The organism is Paenibacillus sp. USDA918EY (assembly GCF_009870825.1).
In the GTDB taxonomy this organism is placed as follows: Bacteria; Bacillota; Bacilli; order Paenibacillales; family Paenibacillaceae; genus Paenibacillus_AQ; species Paenibacillus_AQ albilobatus.
In genome coordinates this window covers 629,739-650,291 of sequence record NZ_WTWY01000001.1, presented here as the reverse complement: position 1 = coordinate 650,291, position 20,553 = coordinate 629,739, and the positions used below count along the sequence as shown (strand labels likewise).

The following is a 20,553-nucleotide window of genomic DNA, read 5'->3' as shown; positions in this document are numbered from 1 at the left end:
GGCTCCTTTTTTGGCGTTCTTCTTATGCGCTTACTGCAGCGTCAAAATTTCCGGGCCGTCCGCCGTAATCGCGATCGTGTGCTCGTATTGGGCGGACAATCCTCCGTCGAGCGTTCTTGCCGTCCAGCCGTCGCTGTCGATTTTGCTGCGGTACGTGCCCGTGTTCAGCATCGGCTCGATCGTGATGACCATGCCTTCTTTCAGGCGCGGCCCGACGTTTGGCGGTCCGTAATGCGGCACCTGCGGCTCCTCGTGCATTTCCTTGCCGATTCCGTGGCCGATAAATTCGCGAACGACCGAAAAGCCTTCCGCTTCGGCGTAGACCTGGATCGCATGCGAGATGTCGCCGATCCGGTTCCCGATGACCGCTTTTTCGATCCCTTTGTACAGCGATTCTTTGGTCACGTCAAGCAAACGCCGGGCCTGTTCGGACACGTTGCCGACCGTATAGGACCATGCCGAATCCGCCAGCCAGCCGTTCAAATTCACGACCATGTCCACGGTCACGATGTCCCCGTCCTTTAAAGCATATTTGCCCGGAAAGCCGTGGCAGATGACGTCGTTGACGGACGTGCAGGTCGCGTATGGAAATCCGTTGTATCCTTTTTGCTCCGGTGTCGCACCGGCCGCCCGGATGAATTTTTCGGCGAAACGGTCGATTTCGATCGTCGTAATTCCGGGAGCGATCAGCTTTTTGATCTCCCGGTGGCAGGCCGCCAAAATGGCGCCGGCTTCTTTCATCTGCTCGATTTGTGATCTCGTTTTAATCGTAATCATGTAATCCCTCATTCCTGTCTGATCTCTATATTATACCCTGAACGGATGAAAAACGTCCATCGACGTACCTTCACAGAAGACGGATCGCGTCGTGTTTAGCATAAATTTTTTCACTTTCTTGTTCCCACAAAAAAAGTCCCGATCCTTTACGGATCAGGACTGCTTTCTTGCAGGACTCGTCTTTGAATCCCTTGGTTTAGGCCGCCGCTTCGGCAGGCTGCTGCTTTTTGCTTCCCTTCCACAGGAAATAGATCAGGCTGAAGATCAGGAAGATCACGGCAACGATGCCAAGCACGCCGGCTTGCTTCCACATTAAGTCATAATCGCCGCTGGATATAATCGCTTTATATCCAAGCACGCTGTGCGACATCGGAAGCCATGGATTGATCGGTTTGAGCCAATCCGGAATCAGCTCGAGCGGGAAGGTGCCCGCGCTGGTCGTCAGCTGCAAAATGAGCAGGATGATAATTAGGAACCGTCCCGGCATATCAAACCAAGTGACGACCGCCTGCACGATGAACATAAACGTCAGGCTCGTAATAAAGGTGAAGAGGAAGAAATACGGCACGCTCTGCACCTTCAGCCCCAATCCGTACAAGATAATGACAGCGGCAACGACGGATTGGAACAGGCCCATGCCCGCAAAGGAAAGCGCGCGGCTCACGAACCGGCTGAATCCGGAAGCGCCCTCTACCGTCGTACCTTTCAGCGAAATGACGAGCGTCGAAATGAGCGCTCCGACGAACAAGCCGAGGGACATGAAATAAGGGGTCAAGCCCGTGCCGTAATTCGGTACCTTACGGCTGTCGATTTCCTCGGAGTCGATCGGCTGGGCAAACATTTTGACCAAATCGTCGGTCTTTTTCAGCTCGGAGGTTTTATCCGCCGCGTCGTTCAGCTTGGTCGCCAATTCCTTCGAGCCGTCGTCCAGCTTCGTAATGCCGTTTTCGAGCTCGCCCGCGCCTTCATGGAGCTGCAGCGAACCGTCGGCCAACGTCACCAAGCCGCCCGACAATTTGTCGACGCCGCCTTTCAGCTTGGACGTGCCGTCCACGAGCTGTTTCGAGCCGGCGACAAGCGCTTTGCTTCCGCTCGCCGCTTCGCCGAGCTTCCCGTTAAACGTCGTCAGTCCCGCCGTCAGCGCCGACTGTCCTTCGTTCAGCTTCGCCGCGCCCTGCTCGAGCTGCTCCTGGCCTTGCACGAGCTGGCTGCTGCCTTCCAACAGCTGCTGCTGCCCGCTATGAAGCGCCGTCGCTCCGCTCAGCAGCTGCTGCTGGGCGTCGTGCAGCGAGTCCGCGCCTTGGGAGAGCTGCTCCTGGCCGGCAGCCACCTTCGCGCTGCCTTCGGCCACCGATTGGCTGGCGGCCAGCAGCTTCTGGAACTGCGGATTTTGGGCCAGCTCCGGACTGGAAGAAGCAAGCTGCTTCAGCCCGTCGGCAACGCCTTTCGCGCCTTCGGAAACTTTGGATGCCCCGTCAAGCGAAGACTTGAGTCCTGCAGCCAAATCCGCGCTGCCTTTCTCGGCGGATTGCAATCCCGCCTCAAGTTTGCCCGCACCCTGTTCGGACCCTTGAATGCCGGCGTTCAGCTTTTTCGCGCCATCCAAGGAGCTTTGCAGCCCGGCATGCAGCTGCGCTCCCCCCTGCTGCGCCTGCTTCGCTCCGTTCAGCAGCTGGCCGCCCGCGGCGTTCAACTGACCCAGCCCGCCGGCAAGTTTGCTTGCGCCCTGGTTCAGCTGACCCGCGCCTTGATGAAGGTCGCTCACGCCTTTGGCGAGCGGCGCCATGCCGTCTTTGGCTTCCAGCGTGCCATCCGCCAATTTTTTCAGGTTGTCCTTCAGCTTGACGGCGCCTGCATCCAGATCGGTGCTGCCGTTATGGATTTTATCCGCGCCTTCGCCCGCTTCCGCAAGTCCGTCGGATACCTCCGTAAAATTATCCAGCAGGCTTTCCGTATACGATTCGGTGACTTTCGCGGACACTTTGGCTTTGATGTCCTTGATCGCCGTATTCCCGATTTGGGAGGCGATAAAGTTGTAGTCCCCGTTCGGTTCATATACGATTTTTGCCGGCTGCGGATGATCGTCCATCAGCGTGGTCGCTTGGCTGGAGAAGTTTTCAGGGATGGTAATTTTCATATAATAGCGGTTTTCCTTGATCCCTTTCTCCGCTTCCTCCGGACTGACGAAATGCCAGTCGAAGTCTTTTCCTTTCTTGAGTTCATCCACCAGGTCCGAGCCGATGTGAAGCTCTTTGCCTTTAAATTCCGCGCCTTTGTCCTGGTTGACGACGGCGACGGGCAGTTGGTCCAGATGGCCGTACGGATCCCAAAAGGCTGCCAGATACACGCCGCTGTACATGATCGGAATGAACATGACGGCGATGATCGGGATCAGCACCTTCGGATTTTTTAAGGCTGCACCTAAATCTTTGAAAAATACGGATAATGCTTTCATGTCTGGCGGTAGCCCCTCCTTTTCCAAAAATGATGTACCAAAACATTCTGACTGAATTTTTCAATTGGTCAATCATACGCATGCGAAAACAAGCTCCGATCCTTCGTAGCCGATTCGCATGACGGGACTTTCTGGGACCCCATGTATGAGCTTGGTTTGGCGGTGCTACGTTCATAGCTTCCGGAATGCATTAAGCGTGCGCGGCGAGCCCGTTCTCCAAAAAAAGCCGGATATGCTCCTTGATCTCTTCCTTCGTCAACGGCTTGTGGTTTTTGTTCCATTCCGAGGTCAGTGCGATATACATCTTCACCATCAGAAAAGAAACGATCTTCGGGTCGCATTCCCGCAATTCCCGCTGGGAAACCGCCCGTTGAACTTCTTTTTCGATATAACCCAAAATGACGTTTTCAACCTGGGCCATCGCTTCCTGGGACTGCGGCGTGCCGACGTCCCGAAGCTCCTGGGACAGTTTGATGAGGAGTTCGTGCTCGCTGCGGAATTCCAGAAACGAATCCAAAACGCGGAACAAATTGTCAAAAAACTTTTTGTCATGGTCCACTTCCCGCAAAATGATCGATTTCATTTCGGAAATGACGCCATTGACGATCTCGTCGAAAAGCTGCTCCTTGGTGTCAAAAAAAGTATAGATCGTGCCTTTCCCCACGTTGGCGATTTTGGCCACCTGATCCATCGTCGTCGCTTTGTAGCCAAACAACGCAAAAGACCGGGAAGCCGCTTCCAGCACCTGCTTTTTACGATCCACCGTTCCTATGATGTTCCCCTCCCGTTTAACGCTCTGTTTCGTATGATTGACCAGAAAACATTTTCAGTCATAAGGTCATTTTTTACTTTACCACGTTTTTATGGATATGACAAATGTTTAATACGGATTTTCTGCAAAAAAATTAAAAAAAGGCCGGCGGTTTTTCATGAAAGCTTCCACCCGCCGAATTAAAAATGAACATCAGGAAATAACGGAAATGTGGTATTTGGCGCGTCCGGTCGTCACGCTCAGCCCGTTTCCGTCGCGGCTGCAATCGAACTTCCCGTCTACGTAAATTTGGTATTGGTCTCTGGGCAGCGGCAGATCGCCGTGTCCGCCTAAAATATTTCCCGGCCCGTGCAAGATCAGCGAGCTTCCTTCCGCATACTCGTCGAAGGTCGGCACCGTTTCGTCATATTCCACGCTTTTCAGCCGCACCCTGGTTTCGTCGATGTCGTCCCGCTCCTCTTTGCGGATCAGCAGCGTTTCCCCGGTATTTTGCTCAAGCCATGCCTTTGCGGCATTCAGTTGGTCACTCATTGCTTTTCCCTTCTTCCTGTGATTTGTCGTTTAACCCTTTTTCCTAATATGAGTCTAACCATTCCAAAGGACGGCAAAACATCGGGTGCGAAGAAAAGCGCCCTAAGTCTTGCGCAAAAGAAAAAAACGCCCGACGCATCGGACGTTTTTCTTATTATTTCGCTTCAGCTTCGCGTGGATGCTGCTGCGGTCCCTGCTTCAGTTCGACCCGCGATTTCCCCATCAGAAAAACAAAAATGACGGCGATAACGATCGGAACGAGGGCTATGAGGAACATATGGGTGATTGAGCTCGACATGGCGTCAACGATTTTGGAGAGGATTTGCTCCGGAATTTTGACGCGTACGCTCGGCGAAAAAATCTGCTTCGGATCGCCGAGGTTGGACATGGCCGCATTGGCCCCGCCGCCCATGCCTTTAAAATTCTCCTTCAGCTGGTTCGTAAACATATTGTTCTGAATCGTGCCGAAGATCGTAATCCCCATCGTCATGCCGAGGGAACGGAGAAACTGGTTGGTCGAGTTCGCCGTGCCGCGGTAGCGCGGTTCCAGATTGTGCTGGGAAGCCGTCGGCAGCAGCGAAAAGGAGAAGCCCATGCCGAACCCGACGACGATCATAAACAGCGTCAGCAAATAACGCGCCGATGCCGGATCCAGCGTGCTGAGCAAATACATTCCGGCAAGATAGAAAACGACCGAAACGGCCATCAGGTTGCGGTAGCTTGTTTTCGTCGAGAAAATGCCGCCGATCGAGCTGCCCGCAACGGATCCGAGCATCATCGGCGTCAGGATGAGCCCCGCGTTGGTTGCCGACCCGCCATAGACGGCCTGTACGAAAATCGGAATGTATACGGTCAAAATGATAAACGTGCCGCCGTACAAAAACGCCAACATTTGCGAGGATGCAAACAACCGGCGCTTAAACAGGAAAAACGGCAAAATCGGTTCCTCGGCCCGCAGCTCCACGAAAAAGAACGCAATGAAAAAGACCGCAAAGCTGGCGAACAGCGCAATAATCGGTGCCGAATTCCAATCATACTGCTTGCCGCCGAGCTCCAGTGCGAACATCAGGCTGATGACGGCAATAACGAGCGTAATCGCCCCCCACCAGTCGATCTTTTGCTTTCGATGGGACGGAGACTCGTTGTAGCTTTTCATGATCAACGCAAACGAAACGATGCCGATCGGGACGTTGATGTAAAATACCCATTCCCATCCCATGAAGTCGGTAATATACGCTCCAAGCAGCGGACCAACGACGCTGGCGGCTCCAAAAACCGCCCCAAGAAGACCGGTCATCTTCCCGCGTTTCTCCGGAGGAAAAATGTCAAAAATGATCGTGAACGCGATCGGCATCAGCGCGCCCCCGCCGATTCCCTGAATCGCGCGGTAAATGCTCAGCTGTTCGATCGTCTGCGCCAGGCCGCACAAGGCCGAGCCGATCAGAAATACCGTTAAGCCGAAGATAAAAAATCTTTTTCTGCCGTACATGTCCGACAGTTTGCCGAAAATCGGCATGCCCGCCATCGTGGTGACCATATATGCGGACGTCACCCACACGAACTTGTCCATCCCGCCGAGCTTGGAAACGATCGTTCCCATGGCCGTGGCGACGATGGTATTATCGATAGCCGACATAAAAATGGCAAGCAATAAGCCTGCCACAACCAGCTTTATGTTGCTTTTGCTAGCTTCCATCCGTAAACCCCTTCCTCTTTACAAAGCATGAATAAGTTCGATAAAATACAAATAATATCTCATTTATCGAATATCTCGTCTATCGAGATATGTAAATATTAAGAGGAGGTTAGTCTTTTGTCAAGCGAACAGCAGGATAAAAATACAGACCCGAAAGAACAGCTCGTGCTGCTGATGCGAGGCTTGGGAACCCGAACCGTATTGTACCAACAGTTTGTCGCCGCCTCCCACGGTTTATACAATAATGACCTGAAATCCGTTGATATCCTGCGCGAAACCGGTCCGATTACGGCCGGCGAGCTGTCCAAATTTACGGGACTCGCGACCGGAACGGTTACCGCCCTGATCGACCGCCTCGAAAAATGCGGCTACGTGCGCAGGGAACAGGACCCGACCGACCGGCGCAGAGTCATCATCGTGCCCGAATACGAGCATAACGCAGAGATCAAAAACACGTACTCCCCGCTTCACTCGGCGATGCTTGAACTGGCCTCGTCCTATAACGACGAAGAGCTGCAGCTCATTACGCAGTTTATCGGCAAAGCCAGCAAAATACTCGAGGGACAAATTCAACACCTCAGCGCTTCCCGCGGCAAATCCTCGTCCTGATTTCAAAAAAAACGAAAGGGACGGCTTCCGGTTCAAACGGAGTGCCGTCCCTTCTTGCATGAGCGGGCGAACGCACGCCCGAACAACCTCATCGCTTTATCGCTTATTTAAATACTTTGACGCGTTCTTCAAGCGGCTGGAATTGCTTCTCGCCGGCAGGAGCCACCACGTTGCCGAAAGGCATTTGAGCGATGAGCTTCCAGCTTGCTGGCAGGTTCCATTCGTATGCGACCTTTTGGTCGATCAGCGGATTGTAGTGCTGCAGGCTTGCGCCCAGTCCTTCGGCTTCAAGCGCGGTCCATACGACCAGCTGAAGCATGCCGGAGGATTGGTTGGACCACACAGGGAAGTTGTCTTTGTAGGCCTCGAATTGAGCTTGAAGGCCTTCGATGACGGTATTGTCTTCGAAGAAAAGCACCGTGCCGTATCCGTTGCGGAATGCGGCCATTTTCTCCGCCGTCGGCGCAAAGTTTTCAGCCGGCACAACGCCTTTGAGCGTTGCTTCCGTCAAGTTCCACAGCTTGTCATGCTGTTCGCCAAGCAAAACGACAACGCGGGCGCTTTGGGAGTTAAAAGAAGAAGGCGTATATTTAACGGCTTCATTCACGATTTCGATAATTTTTTCGTCCGAAACGGTTACATCCTTGCTGATGGCATAAATGGAACGTCTGTTTTTGAGCGAGTTCAGAAAATCTGTCGACATAAGTATAGTTACCTCCAATATCTTATTTACTTACTTTTTTATTATATATCCCCATCATGTTTCTTGCAATACTTTGTTTTCAATGGAGCGGGGATCGAGCCCAACAACAAAAAACCTTTCCGAAAGCGGAAAGGTTTATACGCGGCATGAACTTTATTTTTGATTTTCACTTCACGACGACGACTTCGGGCTCGGGCTGGAAACCAAACGCATTGTCGATGCCTTCGATGATGACATTCATCAAATATTTGACGTCTTCGGCCGTCGCATGCCGGTGGTTGATGATCATGTTCCCGTGGTAAGGGGAGATCATCGCTCCGCCGTGTTCCTTCCCCTTCAAATTCAGCCGGTCGACCAGCGCCCCGACGGGTACGCCGAAATCGTAGTTGTTTTTGAACACGGAACCGCAGGACGGGTATTCGAAATGGCGTTTTCCGTTGCGGTAGTCGGCAATGTCGGTCATCTCGGACGGAATGAGCAGCCCCTGCTTCTTCAGCGCCTCGGCTTCGGCGGACATATACGAATAAAACGAGGCCAGCGTGGACATGCCCTCTTTCCCTTTCCAGCGCGCGAGCAGCTCATTGCCGGCGGCGATCTGTTTTTCGTCCGGAACGGCGAGCATATCCGCCCCGAGCACCAGCCAAGGATTCATCTGGAAGATCGACTGCTTGTAGCCGTATCTGCACTGCGAAACGTCAATGGATTGAACCGCCAGGGAAGGATCGGACAAGTCGACGTAATAAACGGTTTTCACGATGTCGCTGATCTGATGCTGGTTGTATTTGGCGTTCATGTAAATGCCGGCGCCGAGTCCCCCGGGCAGCAAATAGGTAAACTCGTAGCCCGGAATGCCGAACATTCTGCCGCTGATCGCCAGCATCGACATCGGCGTCCCGGAGGATATGAACCATTTGGAAGGCTGAATGTCCCAATAGACGAATTTTTTCAATGAGATGTACAGCGTATCCTCTTGCGGACGGTCGGGAAAAAGCAGGTTCGAGCCCATCCCGCAAATAAAATAGTTCAGGCCATGCGTTTTGCAGCCCCGAAGCAGGGTTAAAAGCTCTTCCACGGTTTCGGGCATGGCAAAAAAGTTCGCCTCGCCGCCGATTTGGTAAGAAGAATGGTTCGCCAGCGGTTCGTTCCGCAGACAAAGGCTTTCAAATGTCATCCGGTTATTTAGCATTAGGTTCCTTCTCGCTTTCAACTTCATTATTAAAGATCAAAATTCATGTTGGATCAGTGCTTTATGTCACGGGAAACGTAGACCTATCTATTCTAATATATCGTCCGCCATAACGCCATGTGTCAATTCATATCCCTTTCCAGGGATTGGATGCAAATTTCTTTTCAAAGAAAACGGCACCCTTGCCGGGCAAAGTATTCGGACATCATTTTGGGTCAAAACTGGACGTATGAGCTGTAAATTTTTCCCGGGGACGGTTCTTTACACGGCGCAAACCAAACCTCCCCGCGGCATGATCAGATGGTTATCATCCATCGGCATCATCAACCATGTTAAGATCTTTTCGCTTCATTTGCAAACGGCCGGGAAGGATTCACGGATTCCGTCATCGATCGGCTGTCCCACTAATGTTTATTACAACCATGGGGTTATTATGTTTTCAGGCGGACCCGGGAACAAAACGCCGAACCTGACTGAAATGCAAAAAGGCGGCTGCTGCCGTCTTTTTACCAGGCACTCGTCCGTTTTCCGTTTTGGATTATCTGGTCTCCATGTCGCCTTTTCCCCAATATGCCGTCATGCTTGCGATCCGACCGTCATCGTTGAAACTCATGATTTCTATGACGTGAATGACGATCGTTGCACCTTCCACCTTGGTTTCGATATGCACCGCCATGGCGCCCGAATTGGCATGAGAGCCCCGGATCGGTTCCTCGCGGCAGATGCGGGTGGTTCCGTTCACGACGTTGCGGTAAAATTCGGCGATGGCCGCCTTGCCTCTCACCGGCTCCGAGCCTGCGGGATCCTCTACGACCGCATCCTCCGCGTACAACGAAAGAATCCCTTCCAAATCGTCCCGATTAAAACAATCGATATAACTTTGCATGGCTGTTTTGATATGCTGCTCTGTAGGCATCTAAGCTTCCTCCTTTTATTGACACGATGTCTAATAAATTGATTATAACCGTTTGGAAAGCGTTTGTAAAAACGACGGCGGGCGAGTCCCCTTCCGAAACCAAACCGTTGCTGCGCATTCGGAAGCCGCGGTTTGCATGAGGCGGGCCACATACCGGATCCTCGCATGAAGACCCCCGATCAGTTCCATACGCTTTACATGGCGCCACGCAAGTTATAAGGTTAATATATTGAGGTCTAATTTCTCGGCTACCCAATAATAGATGCTCAAATTGATTTTGTACTGGAGGATTGTGCATGAAGTCAGACTTGGAGACCGTGATGCATGACGATGAAACTTCCCTGCCTGCGCATGCAGGCGGACGGATCCTGATCATGACGGCCGTCGAAGCGGAACAGCAGGCCGTGCTGCGCGGGATAGGCGACGCGGCGGAGCTGTTCAACGTGCAATTGGCGGGATTCGGTCCGGCCTCGGCGGCGGCGCGAACGGCCGCGGAGCTTGCGAAAGGACGATACGGCCTGGTCATCAGCGCCGGGATTGGCGGCGGATTCGCCGGGCGGGCGGACATCGGCTCGACCGTCATCGCCGATCGGATCGTTGCCGCCGACTTGGGCGCCGAATCCCCTGACGGATTTCTCAGCGTGGACGAGCTTGGTTTCGGCCGCTCCGTCATCATGCCGGATTCGGCGCTTGTGCAAACCGTAACGGATGCCATGATATCCGCCGAAATTCCCGCCGTCCGCGGCGCAATCCTGACGGTGACGACGGGCACGGGGACTGCGGAAACCACCGCGTCCCTCCTCTCGCGACACGGCGATGCCGCGGCCGAAGGGATGGAGGGCTTTGGCGTCGCGACGGCGGCCAAGCTGTGGAATTTGCCCGTGCTCGAAATCCGCACGATATCGAACATCGTCGGCCCGAGAGACCGGTCCGCCTGGCGCTTCGGCGAAGCCTTTGCCGCGCTCGAAGCGGCGGGCAACATCTTAAGGAGGGTATTTACCGAATGAAGATTGCATATTCACCATGTCCAAACGATACCTTTGTATTCCATGCCTGGGCGCATGGCCTTATTCCTGGCGCACCCGCGCTGGAAGTGACCTATGCGGACATCGATATTACAAACCATTTGGCCGCGCAGGAAAACAGCGACTACGATGTGCTCAAAATTTCCTACGCCGCATTGCCTTGGGTTTTGGACCGCTATGCGCTGCTGCCTTGCGGCGGCGCGCTTGGCAGAGGCTGCGGGCCGCTTGTGCTGGCGGCCGGGGGGCCTGACGCCCCAAAAAGCCCCGAAGATTTGTCCGGCCGGCGCGTAGCCGTTCCTAGCGAGCGCTCCACCGCGTATTTGTTGTTCCGTTTATGGGCAGCCCAAAACGTTCCGGGCGGCGTCGGAGAAATCGTCGTCATGCCGTTCGACCAGATCATGCCCGCCGTGCGCGACGGCCGAATCGATGCCGGGCTTGTCATCCACGAGGCTAGATTTACGTATCCCGATTACGGCTTGACGCTGATGACGGATCTCGGAAACTGGTGGGAACAGGATACCGGACTTCCGATCCCGCTTGGCGCCATCATTGCCAAACGGAGCCTGGATCTCAAGGCCATTACCGAGTGGGCGCGCGCTTCGGTGGAATACGCTTGGGCGCATCCCGAGGCTTCCCGGGAATATGTCCTCAGCCATGCGCAGGAGATGGATCCGAAAGTGGCCGATGCGCATATCGAATTGTACGTCAACGGCTTTACCGCGAATCTGGGCGAAGACGGGTATGCCGCGATCGCATCGCTCCTTACCCGGGCCGCCGATGAGGGGCTTGTCCCGCACATCGATCCGAAGGCGCTGCTGCTGCCGGAATGATCCGCATCCGGACGCCAATCGTATGAAACGAATGAAAAAACCCGTGTTTCCGATAAGAGAAACACGGGTTTTTGATATATAACAATTTAGCGGAAATCCTTTGGAATTCTGCGGGCCACGCCGGTCAAAATGGCGGCCTGCACCACGGCTTTGCGCACTTCGGCGACAACCTGATCGTTGAATATGCTCGGAATGATATACAGCTCGTTCAATTCCCCGCCGGAAACGACCGACGCGATGGCGCGCGCGGCCGCCAGCTTCATCGGCTCGTTGATGCAGCGCGCTCGGCAGTCAAGCGCCCCGCGGAACAATCCCGGGAACACGAGCACGTTGTTGATCTGGTTCGGATAGTCGCTCCGCCCCGTCGCGTATACCCGCGCATGGGGAAGCGCTTCCTCGGGCGAAACTTCCGGAACCGGGTTGGCCATCGCGAACACGATCGGATCGGGACCCATTCCCCGGATATCCTCGCCGTTAAGCAAATTCCCGCGGGAAACGCCGATAAACACGTCGGCGCCTTTAATGACTTCCTTCAGCGAACCTTCCGTGGCCTCCACCTGAGGCTGATCCGCGAGCCATTGCCACATCGGATGAGAATAAGATCCGCCCCTGACGATCGCGCCGTCCCGGTCCACGGGCACCAGCCTGGTCACGCCTGCGCTCAGCAGCATTTTGCAGATGGAAACCCCTGCCGCGCCGATGCCGTTGACGACGACCCGGATGTTTTCGATCCGTTTGTTCACGACCTTTAACGCGTTCAGCAGTCCCGCGATGACGACAACCGCCGTGCCATGCTGATCGTCGTGGAAAACGGGAATTTCGAGTTCCTCCGATAATCTTTTTTCGATCTCGAAACACCGCGGGGAACTGATGTCCTCAAGGTTGATGCCGCCGAAAATCGGGCTCATCGCCTTGATGGTCCGGATGATCTCTTCGGTGTCGCGGGTATCCAGGCAGATCGGAAACGCATCGACGCCGGCCAGCTGCTTGAAGAGCATCGCTTTCCCTTCCATGACGGGAGCCGCCGCATACGGACCGACGTCCCCGAGGCCAAGCACCGCCGTTCCGTCGCTGACGACGGCAACCGTGTTGCGTTTGATCGTGAGCGAATAAGCTTTGTCCGGGTTTTCATGGATTGCCGTGCATACCTTGGCCACGCCGGGCGTGTATACCCGGGACAGGTCGTCCCGGTTTTTGATCGGCAGCGTCGGCTGAATTTTGATTTTGCCGCCCAAATGTACGAGGAAGGTCCGGTCCGAAACGTTGATGAGCTTGATTCCGTCGTGTTTTCGAAGCGATTCGACCACGTTGTCTTCTTCGGTATCCACTACTTCTACCGTAATGTCCCTGACGGAAGAATCTTTCCCCGGCCGGATCACGTCGATGGACGTGATATCCCCGCCTGATTTGCTGATTGCGGCAGCGACATCCCCAAAGGTGACTTTATCATGATCAAGTTCAACGCGCAGAATGATGCTTGTGTTAGCCATGATGCTTCCTCCTATATGTAATAGTTCTCATGTAATCGATTTCAGCACGCACATATCATAACAGCCGGCGGGCAACAATACAAGCCTTCCGTCATTCATCCAGTCCAATTTTTCCTTCGAACCGAAAGGCACGCGGACGCTAAGGAATGCTGGTGTGGTGCGCGTTCGCCATCCTTTTGTTCGTTTCGTGCACGCCCATGACTACGGCGATCAGTTCATAGCTTCCCAACCGTCCCGATTCGTTCCGCAGGCAATAGGCGCCGGATTCGAACCAGCCGTTCACTTTTTCGAATTGGGCCACGGCGATCCCACTTTCGTCCGTGATCGAATATTCCTTGAAAAACGCAGGCGAAAAAATTTCGTAAATTCCTCTCCCTTCCGTCTCGTAAATGAACTTCTTCGATAAAAAACTGAGCCGGTGCTTCAGTACGCCCAGCAGGCCGCCGTCCGCGCCCGTAACCTCCCATTTGTTCGACATTAAACGGAATTTCCCGCCGCATGCCAAGTTTCCGTCGGCGTCCAGCACATCGAGGGACGAGCCGAAGGCGCTTTTCAGGTCCAGCATTCCGGCGGGTTCCTGATTGGCGCCTACGATTTCCGTACGGCCGGCATTGAAGAAGTTATCTCTAAAATAGAGTTCCAAAAAGGCACCTTCTTTCGAAAGATGAATTCTTCGTCCATGATACGTAGCAAGAAAGCCATGGACCGAATGATACATCCATGGCTTATATTTCTGTACAACGCTGCATTTTTCGTTTTTAAAGGATCCGATCAAGACAGCATGCAACAATACAATTTTAACCTATTTTTAGAATATTTTCTATAAGTTCATTACGGGGTCAATTCGAGTTTCATATGAACCTGATTGACAGTGGTTTTAAATCCGGCATCCTCCATGATGCGCACGAGCGTCGTTTCGGATAACGGGAGATTGATGGCACGGCGCACTACGTTGTGATCAAGCGGCGCATACACATGCGACAACAGCGCTTTCAACAGCCCGGCTGCCTCTTCCCCCGAAGCCTTTACCGTCCGGCATTGGTACAAGATGATGGACTGGAGTTCGCCGTCAGCGCCCATAACCCGTTTGAACAACGCGTAGCCGGCAACGCCCCCATTCGCGTCTGTCGCGATCACCGATTCGCCGTTCACGATGTTTTCCCAATGCGTCTGCCACGGCATGTCCCCTACCGGAAGCTTGAAGCGCTGAATGTCTTGCGGCAACCCGAGACGGAACCGATAAGCTTCCGCCGCATCGCCGGCAAACACGTCCGTCTGCAAGCCTTCCTTCTGCTCATAAAACCTTAAGTCGCCGATCCATCGGTACCCCATTTTGGCATACAGCTTGATGGCAGGCTCATTTTCACTCAGCGCCTCCAGCAAAGCCGCTTCCGCGCCCTTTTCCCTGTATACGTTCAGCGCCCCTGCGATAAGCTGCTTGCCGATCCCTTTGCCCCTGTATTCCGGGATGATGCCCGTCCCCCCGTTCCAGGCCGTCAATCGTCCATCCACCGTTCGGAAGCCGCTCATCACGAAGCCGACGGGTTTGCCTTGATCGCAGATGGCGACCGAAGCATCCAGCGAAAGCTGATTTTCCGGAATCCGCTTGATAAACGCGTCGACGCCCAACGTCATGTCGAATGCATACCCTTTAAAACCTTCGTTCCATAACCTTGTAAGCTCACTTGCCGTAAATTCGCTGAATTTCACAATTTCCATGATTCACCGCTCTCCCCCGCTTAAGAGATGACATTAAAAACATTCGATATGAGAAAATGCTTTCATTTCAGCATCTTCTTCCGAAGTATGACCCCCGTATTCAAAGCAGTGGTCATGGACACATGATACATCCATGGCTTATGTTCTTGCAAATGCGGCGACATGCCGACCGGAAACCGCATGCACGGTTCAACGGAGCTTCAATGCCCCGGATGAAACCGCATAATGAACAAAATGTGAATGGAAAGCAATCTTTTTGTAACTTAAAACAAAAGCCCTTATGATAAAGTAAGTACTTGTGAACTACTTCATTGACATTCATCATCCCGTACGGAGGCATCAAGAACATGAACGTAAGCAAAATGAAACGGACCGCATACATAACCGCCTTATCCTGTCATTGGACGAATGAATCCTGTGTGGAAAGCAGGGTTTGTCTATATGTCTGATCACCTTTCATTACATAAACGCTACATGCCGGGGCTGGACGGTCTACGGGCGCTGGCGCTGTTTTTTGTCGTTTTATATCATTTGAACGTCGCATGGGCCCCGGGAGGGCTGCTCGGCGTAAGCATCTTTTTCGTATTATCCGGCTATTTGATCACGGACTTGTTGACGGCCGAATGGAGCCGCAGCCGGTCGATCGACCTGAAATCGTTCTGGATCAGGCGGTGCCGCAGGCTGCTTCCGGCCATGTTCGTCATGATGGCGGCGGTTGTCGCCTGGGTTACGCTGTTCGACCGCTCGCTGATGCCCGTCTTGCGCGGCGACGTCGTTTCATCGCTTTTTTACATAAACAACTGGTATTCGATCTTCCATCAGGTTTCGTATTTCGAAAAATTCGGGCCGCAGTCCCCGTTCGGACATATGTGGTCGCTTGCGGTCGAGGAGCAGTTTTATCTGATATGGCCCATCCTGCTTCTTATCGGCATGAAACGGATGAAAAAACGCGGGCCGGTCTTTTTGCTGATTTTGGCATTGACCGCCTTATCCGCCCTTGCGATGCTCGTTTTGTATAACCCGGACACGGACCCGAGCCGCGTCTATTACGGCACCGACACGCGCGCCTTCTCCCTGCTCATCGGGGCTGCCCTCAGCATCGTCTGGCCGAGCCGGAAAATGTCCGCAAAGGCCGGCATCAAAACCAGGCTTGCGCTGAATCTGATCGGCATCGCCGGTCTCGTTTCGGTCTTTGCCATGGTATGGAAAACCAACGAATACGATCCGTTTTTGTATCCGTTCGGCTTCCTGCTTCTATCGCTGCTTACCGCCATGATCATCGCATCCGCCGCGCATCCGGCCAGCTTCGTCGGCAAAGTGCTCGGCATGAAACCGTTGCGGTGGCTCGGGGTGCGGACCTACAGCATTTATTTATGGCATTATCCCGTCATCATGCTGTCGGCGGACCCAAGCGGCGAAACGAGCGTGTGGCGGGCCCTGCTGCAATCGTCGTTAAGCGTGGCGTTGGCCTGCCTTTCCTACAAATTGATTGAAGAGCCGATCCGGGGCGGACTCATCGGCCGTACGTGGAAAAAGCTCCGCAAAGGCAGCGTCAACCTCTCCCTCGTACCGTTTAAAGGCTGGGCGACTTTAACTTCCGTGCTGCTGCTTGTCGTCGTGTCATGTGCGGGATTCGCCATCCGTACGCCGGTAAGCGCATCGACGCTTCATCAAGAAACGGCGGCGGAAGTATGGAGCCCCTCCGAAGAAGACGGCGCTCCGGCAGATCCGGGATCCGGTTCGCAGGCGGCGGCCGGCGAAAAACCGACTGCAAGCCAGGAACTCCCGGGAACCGCGGCGGTAGAGCCCGGGAACGGGACCCTGCCGGATGCTCAACCGGATGACTCCGATCCGGCAGAAGGCTCGGAACCGGCACCGGATCAGATCGCGCCGCCCGTTGACGTTGACGCCAATCCGCAGGACGGGAAGCCGCAGCATTCGGGCCAAACGCAGCGGCAGACGGGCAAATCCGGATCCGTAAAGCCGTCCGACCGGGCGGACTCCGGATCCCAAACGAAAAAACCGAAACCCGGCCGGGATTCGACCGGCGGCAAAACGGGAGATCCGCGCGACACGAAAAACACCAAAGGCGCCGTCCCGGTAACGGCGATCGGCGACTCCGTCATGCTGGACGCGGAGCCTTATTTGCAGCAATTGATTCCCGGCGCGGTGATCGACGGCAAAATCGGACGGCAAATGGCCGAAGCGCCGGAGCTTGTCAGCCGTCTGCGGGCCGATGGCAAGCTCGGCGATCAAGTCGTGATCGAGCTTGGCACGAACGGCCCGTTCAGCACCAAGCAGCTGATGTCGCTGCTCGATTCGCTGAAGGACGTCCGCAAGGTGGTGCTGGTGAACGCCAGAGTGCCGCGCAGCTGGGAAAGCGTCGTTAACGCTTCGATCAAAAAAGCGGCCGCCGCTTATCCGAACGCGACGGTGCTCGATTGGCACGCGGCCAGCAAAGGCCAATCGTATTTCGAACCCGACGGCGTCCATTTGAAGCCGCAAGGCGGAAAAACGCTGGCTGAGCTGATCGCGCAATCCGTCGGATTCGGCAAATCGTAATCGCTTCTGCACTTATCCTTGATCTCGCAATGGCATCGGCCGTATTCAACATGCGAAGCGCTCAAAAAAGGACTTCTTCAATTGAAGAGGTCCTTTTCATTTAACCTTATGGGGGTCATCCGGCCTGCTGCCGATGCCGAGAGCTTGCACCGCCGGGATTCATGTCCGGCCGTGCCGACAGCGAGCCTTCGATGATCGCGTCCAAAAGTTCCGGGAAGGAAATGCCGGCGGCAAGGGCGCTTTGCGGCAGCAGGCTGGTTCGGGTCATGCCCGGCAGCGTGTTGACTTCAAGAATATACGGAATGCCGTCCTTCAGCATCATGTCAACCCTTGCATATACCGTGCACTTCATGGCGCGCCAGCTTTTTTCGGCCGCTTCGCGGATGCGTTCCGCGAGCTCCGGTGCAAACGCCGCAATCCGCTCGTCGCTTTGCCCCGGTTCATATTTGGACGTATAGTCGAAAAATTCGCCGTTTGGTTTGATCGTCAATATCGGCAGATGTTTCCCGTTCAGCATCCCGCAGGTGATCTCCTCGCCGTCAATATAGGCCTCGACAAGCACTTCATCGCCGAAGGAAAGGGCGGTTTGGACCGCTTGCCGCAGGCTGTTTTCGTCCCGGACGAGCGTAACGCCGATGCTGGAGCCCCCCGCATTCGGTTTGACCACAAGCGGATATCCGAGCGCAGCCACCCTCGCGCCGTGAATTTCGTCCACTTCGCGCAGCAGCACCCAATCCGGCGTATGCAGACCCTCATAACGAAGAATTTTTTTGCTCAAATCCTTATCCATGCACAACGCGCTCGAGAGAAGCGAGCATCCCGTATAGGGAATTCCCATCGTTTCAAGGGTGCCTTGAACCGTGCCGTCTTCGCCGAAGCTGCCGTGAAGGGCGAGAAGCGCCACGTCGATCCCGGCCGCCCGGATCAGCAGGTCCTCCTTCTTTTTAATATCGATCGGGATGATTTCGTATTTGTTCCGGTCCAGGTGCGTCATCATTTCCTTGCCCGTCGCCAGCGACACTTCCCGTTCGGAAGAAACGCCCCCCATAATTACGCCGACTTTCATCGCAATGCCTCCATTCTTTTGGTTACTTCCCTGCCGATGATCTCCGTTCCCCGGCGCAGCTCGTCGTCGCTGACCCGCGAAAAGCCGAGCCGCAGCGTATTGGCGCCGCCCCCGTCGGTATAAAACAAATCCCCCGCGGTATAAACCACGCCCTGCTTGTAGCAATCGGCGAGAATTTCCCGGGCGTTTAACGCCTCGGGCAATTCGATGAACAGGTGGAGTCCGCCCGAGCCGGTGACGCGTTTACAAGGGATGAATTCGGTGCAGTACCGGACGGCAAGCTCATGTTTGCGTTTATATTCCGATTTTGCCCTTTTCAAATATTTCTCGAAGTTGCCGTTGTGGAAATATTGGAACAACACCGCCTGGTCCAGCGTCGACGTATGGATGTTCCGCGAACGTTTCACGCTGACAAGCGCATCGATCAGCTCCCGGTCTGCCGCGATCCAGCCGATCCGAATTCCGGGAAACAATATTTTCGAAAAGCTGCCGAGGTAGATGATGCCGTTGCCCTCCCCGCCGAACGCCGCAAGCGGCGCCATGTGGGAGCCCGAATAACGCAGTTCCTCGTTGAAGCCGTCCTCGATCAGCGGAATCCGGCGTTCCGCGAGCAGGCGCAGCACTTCGACCCTTTTTTCGGCCGACATGACGATGCCGGTAGGATTATGATACGAAGGCGTCAAGTACGCAAGCCCGAACTCCCGCTCGTTCAGCGCCCGTTCGAGCAAATCCAGCCTTACGCCGTCCTGTTCCATCGGGATCCCGGTCAAGTCGTAGCCGTGCAGGCGGGATATTTTGATCGCGGTATGATGCGTGGGGTTTTCGGTAAGGATGTGTTTGCACGGCACCTGCAGCGAAGACAAAATGATATCGTACGCTTCGGTAAACCCGTTTGTGATCAAAATGTCCTTCCCTTCCATGTCGACGCCTTTCGTCTCCATATACCCCGTCAAGTATTGAATCAGCGGCTTATAACCTTTGGCATACCCGTAATTGAGCAAAATTTCCCCTTCCAACGCCATCCGGTCGAGAAAAGCGCGCTTGACGTTTGCCAGATCGAACAGCTTTTCGTCCGGCGCGATGCTGGCGAAGTTGATCATGCCTTTTTCGCCGCGCAAATCCCGCTTCATCAGATCGTAGTCGATCGCCTTTTGGGCCGTATCGTTCAGCCGCTGCTGCCAATCCAGCGACCAGGACGGAACCGAGGCGATGCCGACGCGGGAAACGAAGCTCCCTTTGGAATGGACCGTATAAATGAACCCTTCCTCCTCCAGCTCCGAATAGACGGTTACCAGCGTATTGCGGCTGATGCCCAGCATCGTGCTGAGCTCCCGGGTCGACGGCAGCTTCTGGTCCACTCTCCCTTTCCCCTTCGTAATCCACTGCTTCAAATATTCTTTAACCTGCACCGTTAACGGCCGGCCTTCAACAATTTTAAAATCGGTGAACATATGGCAATCCCTCCAGGTACTATCTTGGCATAAAGCAAGGTCGGAAGAAAGGGCCACCGGGGCGCGTTTTGCCGCCGGTCGTGGTACGGCATGGAATACGGCAAAAGGGCGCCGGCCGGATCCGAAGTTTCGGACCGCCTGAACGCCCTTTTTTTCATGCATGTTACCGCAAAACGAAACGACTGCTATCCGATTGCGACCCGGCCAAAAACTTCACGGGTAACCCTCGTGCCTTCCATCTTCCGGTTGGATGCCCGTTCAGCAGCCATGATATTCTACCGGCCGGATGCCCTTTGCTTTAAGCTTTTTCGACGCGCGGAACGGTGGACAGCGCCACGTTTCCGGCCACGGCGCGGGAGATCATGCAGGAGCTTTCCGCTTTTTCGGCCAGTCTGAGGGCATGCTCCACATCTTTTTCTCCGGCTTCGGCCTTTAGCACGATATATGGTTTATGCGTAATGCTGACATACGTAAACACGTTGTTCGTGACGTCCACGATGCCTTCCGATTCCAGCGACAGCCGCTCAACGGGCAAACCGCCTCTCTCCATCATCGCGGCCAGCGTAATCAAGTAGCAGGTCGCCGCAGCGCCTAGAAGCATTTCGTCCGGATTGGTGCCGATTCCCGGGCCGCCCATTTCCTTCGGAATCGAAATCGCCGTTTTCAGCTGCCCCGCTTCGATCGTTCCTTGGCTGTTGCGGCCGCCGTCCCACTCCGCCTTCAAAATAAACGAATGATTCATGATGTTCTACCTCCTGCCCGAAT

At 54.5% G+C, this 20,553-nt stretch carries 18 protein-coding genes; 4 read left to right on the top strand and 14 right to left on the bottom strand.

Annotated features, from left to right (window positions below; all coding sequences use genetic code 11):
• Positions 1-30: 30 nt before the first annotated feature.
• The 5 genes from map to GQY55_RS02975 all read right to left on the bottom strand — a co-directional run bounded on the left by map (position 31) and on the right by GQY55_RS02975 (position 6,231).
• The gene (gene map / locus GQY55_RS02995) at positions 31-777 is read right to left on the bottom strand and encodes a type I methionyl aminopeptidase (protein WP_160037965.1); all 747 of its coding nucleotides are present in this window, start codon (positions 775-777) and stop codon (positions 31-33) included.
• 196 nt (positions 778-973) lie between these two features.
• On the bottom strand, positions 974-3,232 hold the full coding sequence (locus GQY55_RS02990; RefSeq protein ID WP_160037963.1) for a YhgE/Pip domain-containing protein: 2,259 nt from the start codon (positions 3,230-3,232) through the stop codon (positions 974-976).
• A 190-nt stretch (positions 3,233-3,422) separates the two neighbouring features.
• Positions 3,423-4,004 carry a TetR/AcrR family transcriptional regulator gene (locus GQY55_RS02985; RefSeq protein ID WP_160038517.1) on the bottom strand — a complete coding sequence of 194 codons (582 nt, stop codon included), beginning with the start codon at positions 4,002-4,004 and terminating at the stop codon, positions 3,423-3,425.
• Between the two features lie 192 nt (positions 4,005-4,196).
• Entirely contained in the window at positions 4,197-4,535 is a 339-nt protein-coding gene (locus GQY55_RS02980) for a hypothetical protein (protein WP_160037961.1), read from the bottom strand.
• 154 nt (positions 4,536-4,689) lie between these two features.
• Positions 4,690-6,231, bottom strand: a complete 1,542-nt coding sequence (locus GQY55_RS02975; RefSeq protein WP_160037959.1) for an MDR family MFS transporter — start codon at positions 6,229-6,231, stop codon at positions 4,690-4,692.
• 174 nt (positions 6,232-6,405) lie between these two features.
• Here GQY55_RS02975 and GQY55_RS02970 point away from each other — a divergent pair, with 174 nt between their 5' ends.
• Positions 6,406-6,840 (top strand): MarR family transcriptional regulator, encoded by a 435-nt coding sequence (locus GQY55_RS02970; protein WP_201452091.1) that lies wholly within the window; start codon positions 6,406-6,408, stop codon positions 6,838-6,840.
• 103 nt (positions 6,841-6,943) lie between these two features.
• Here the strand turns inward: GQY55_RS02970 and GQY55_RS02965 are convergent, their stop codons facing one another.
• The 3 genes from GQY55_RS02965 to GQY55_RS02955 form a co-directional block, all read right to left on the bottom strand.
• Complete coding sequence (locus GQY55_RS02965) at positions 6,944-7,543, bottom strand: nitroreductase family protein (protein WP_160037955.1); 600 nt, start codon at positions 7,541-7,543, stop codon at positions 6,944-6,946.
• 166 nt (positions 7,544-7,709) lie between these two features.
• Positions 7,710-8,714 (bottom strand): UDP-N-acetylmuramate dehydrogenase, encoded by a 1,005-nt coding sequence (locus tag GQY55_RS02960; RefSeq protein ID WP_236575371.1) that lies wholly within the window; start codon positions 8,712-8,714, stop codon positions 7,710-7,712.
• A gap of 553 nt (positions 8,715-9,267) precedes the next feature.
• Positions 9,268-9,645: a nuclear transport factor 2 family protein gene (locus GQY55_RS02955; RefSeq protein WP_160037951.1), complete on the bottom strand. Its 378-nt coding sequence runs from the start codon at positions 9,643-9,645 to the stop codon at positions 9,268-9,270.
• Positions 9,646-9,965: 320 nt separating this feature from the next.
• On the opposite strand from GQY55_RS02955, the gene GQY55_RS02950 reads away from it, so the two are divergent.
• A complete protein-coding gene (locus tag GQY55_RS02950) occupies positions 9,966-10,652 on the top strand; it encodes a futalosine hydrolase (RefSeq protein ID WP_160038515.1) in 687 nt (228 codons plus the stop codon).
• Positions 10,649-11,500: a 1,4-dihydroxy-6-naphthoate synthase gene (locus GQY55_RS02945; protein ID WP_160037949.1), complete on the top strand. Its 852-nt coding sequence runs from the start codon at positions 10,649-10,651 to the stop codon at positions 11,498-11,500. The genes GQY55_RS02950 and GQY55_RS02945 overlap by 4 nt, the downstream gene beginning before the upstream one ends.
• Before the next feature lie 86 nt (positions 11,501-11,586).
• On the opposite strand, the gene GQY55_RS02940 is transcribed toward GQY55_RS02945, so the two are convergent.
• The 3 genes from GQY55_RS02940 to GQY55_RS02930 form a co-directional block, all read right to left on the bottom strand.
• On the bottom strand, positions 11,587-12,990 hold the full coding sequence (locus GQY55_RS02940; protein WP_160037947.1) for an NAD-dependent malic enzyme: 1,404 nt from the start codon (positions 12,988-12,990) through the stop codon (positions 11,587-11,589).
• A gap of 139 nt (positions 12,991-13,129) precedes the next feature.
• Positions 13,130-13,633 (bottom strand): hypothetical protein, encoded by a 504-nt coding sequence (locus tag GQY55_RS02935; protein WP_160037945.1) that lies wholly within the window; start codon positions 13,631-13,633, stop codon positions 13,130-13,132.
• 188 nt (positions 13,634-13,821) lie between these two features.
• Positions 13,822-14,709, bottom strand: coding sequence for a GNAT family N-acetyltransferase (locus GQY55_RS02930; protein WP_160037943.1), 888 nt, complete (start codon positions 14,707-14,709; stop codon positions 13,822-13,824).
• A 441-nt stretch (positions 14,710-15,150) separates the two neighbouring features.
• Here GQY55_RS02930 and GQY55_RS02925 point away from each other — a divergent pair, with 441 nt between their 5' ends.
• Positions 15,151-17,271, top strand: coding sequence for an acyltransferase family protein (locus GQY55_RS02925; protein ID WP_160037941.1), 2,121 nt, complete (start codon positions 15,151-15,153; stop codon positions 17,269-17,271).
• 115 nt (positions 17,272-17,386) lie between these two features.
• Here GQY55_RS02925 and GQY55_RS02920 read toward each other — a convergent pair whose 3' ends face one another.
• The 3 genes from GQY55_RS02920 to GQY55_RS02910 form a co-directional block, all read right to left on the bottom strand.
• Positions 17,387-18,337, bottom strand: a complete 951-nt coding sequence (locus GQY55_RS02920) for a D-alanine--D-alanine ligase (protein ID WP_160037939.1) — start codon at positions 18,335-18,337, stop codon at positions 17,387-17,389.
• Entirely contained in the window at positions 18,334-19,788 is a 1,455-nt protein-coding gene (locus GQY55_RS02915) for an aminotransferase-like domain-containing protein (RefSeq protein WP_160037937.1), read from the bottom strand. Before GQY55_RS02915 ends, GQY55_RS02920 begins: the two co-directional genes overlap by 4 nt.
• Before the next feature lie 298 nt (positions 19,789-20,086).
• Positions 20,087-20,530: an OsmC family protein gene (locus GQY55_RS02910; protein WP_160037935.1), complete on the bottom strand. Its 444-nt coding sequence runs from the start codon at positions 20,528-20,530 to the stop codon at positions 20,087-20,089.
• Positions 20,531-20,553: the final 23 nt, after the last annotated feature.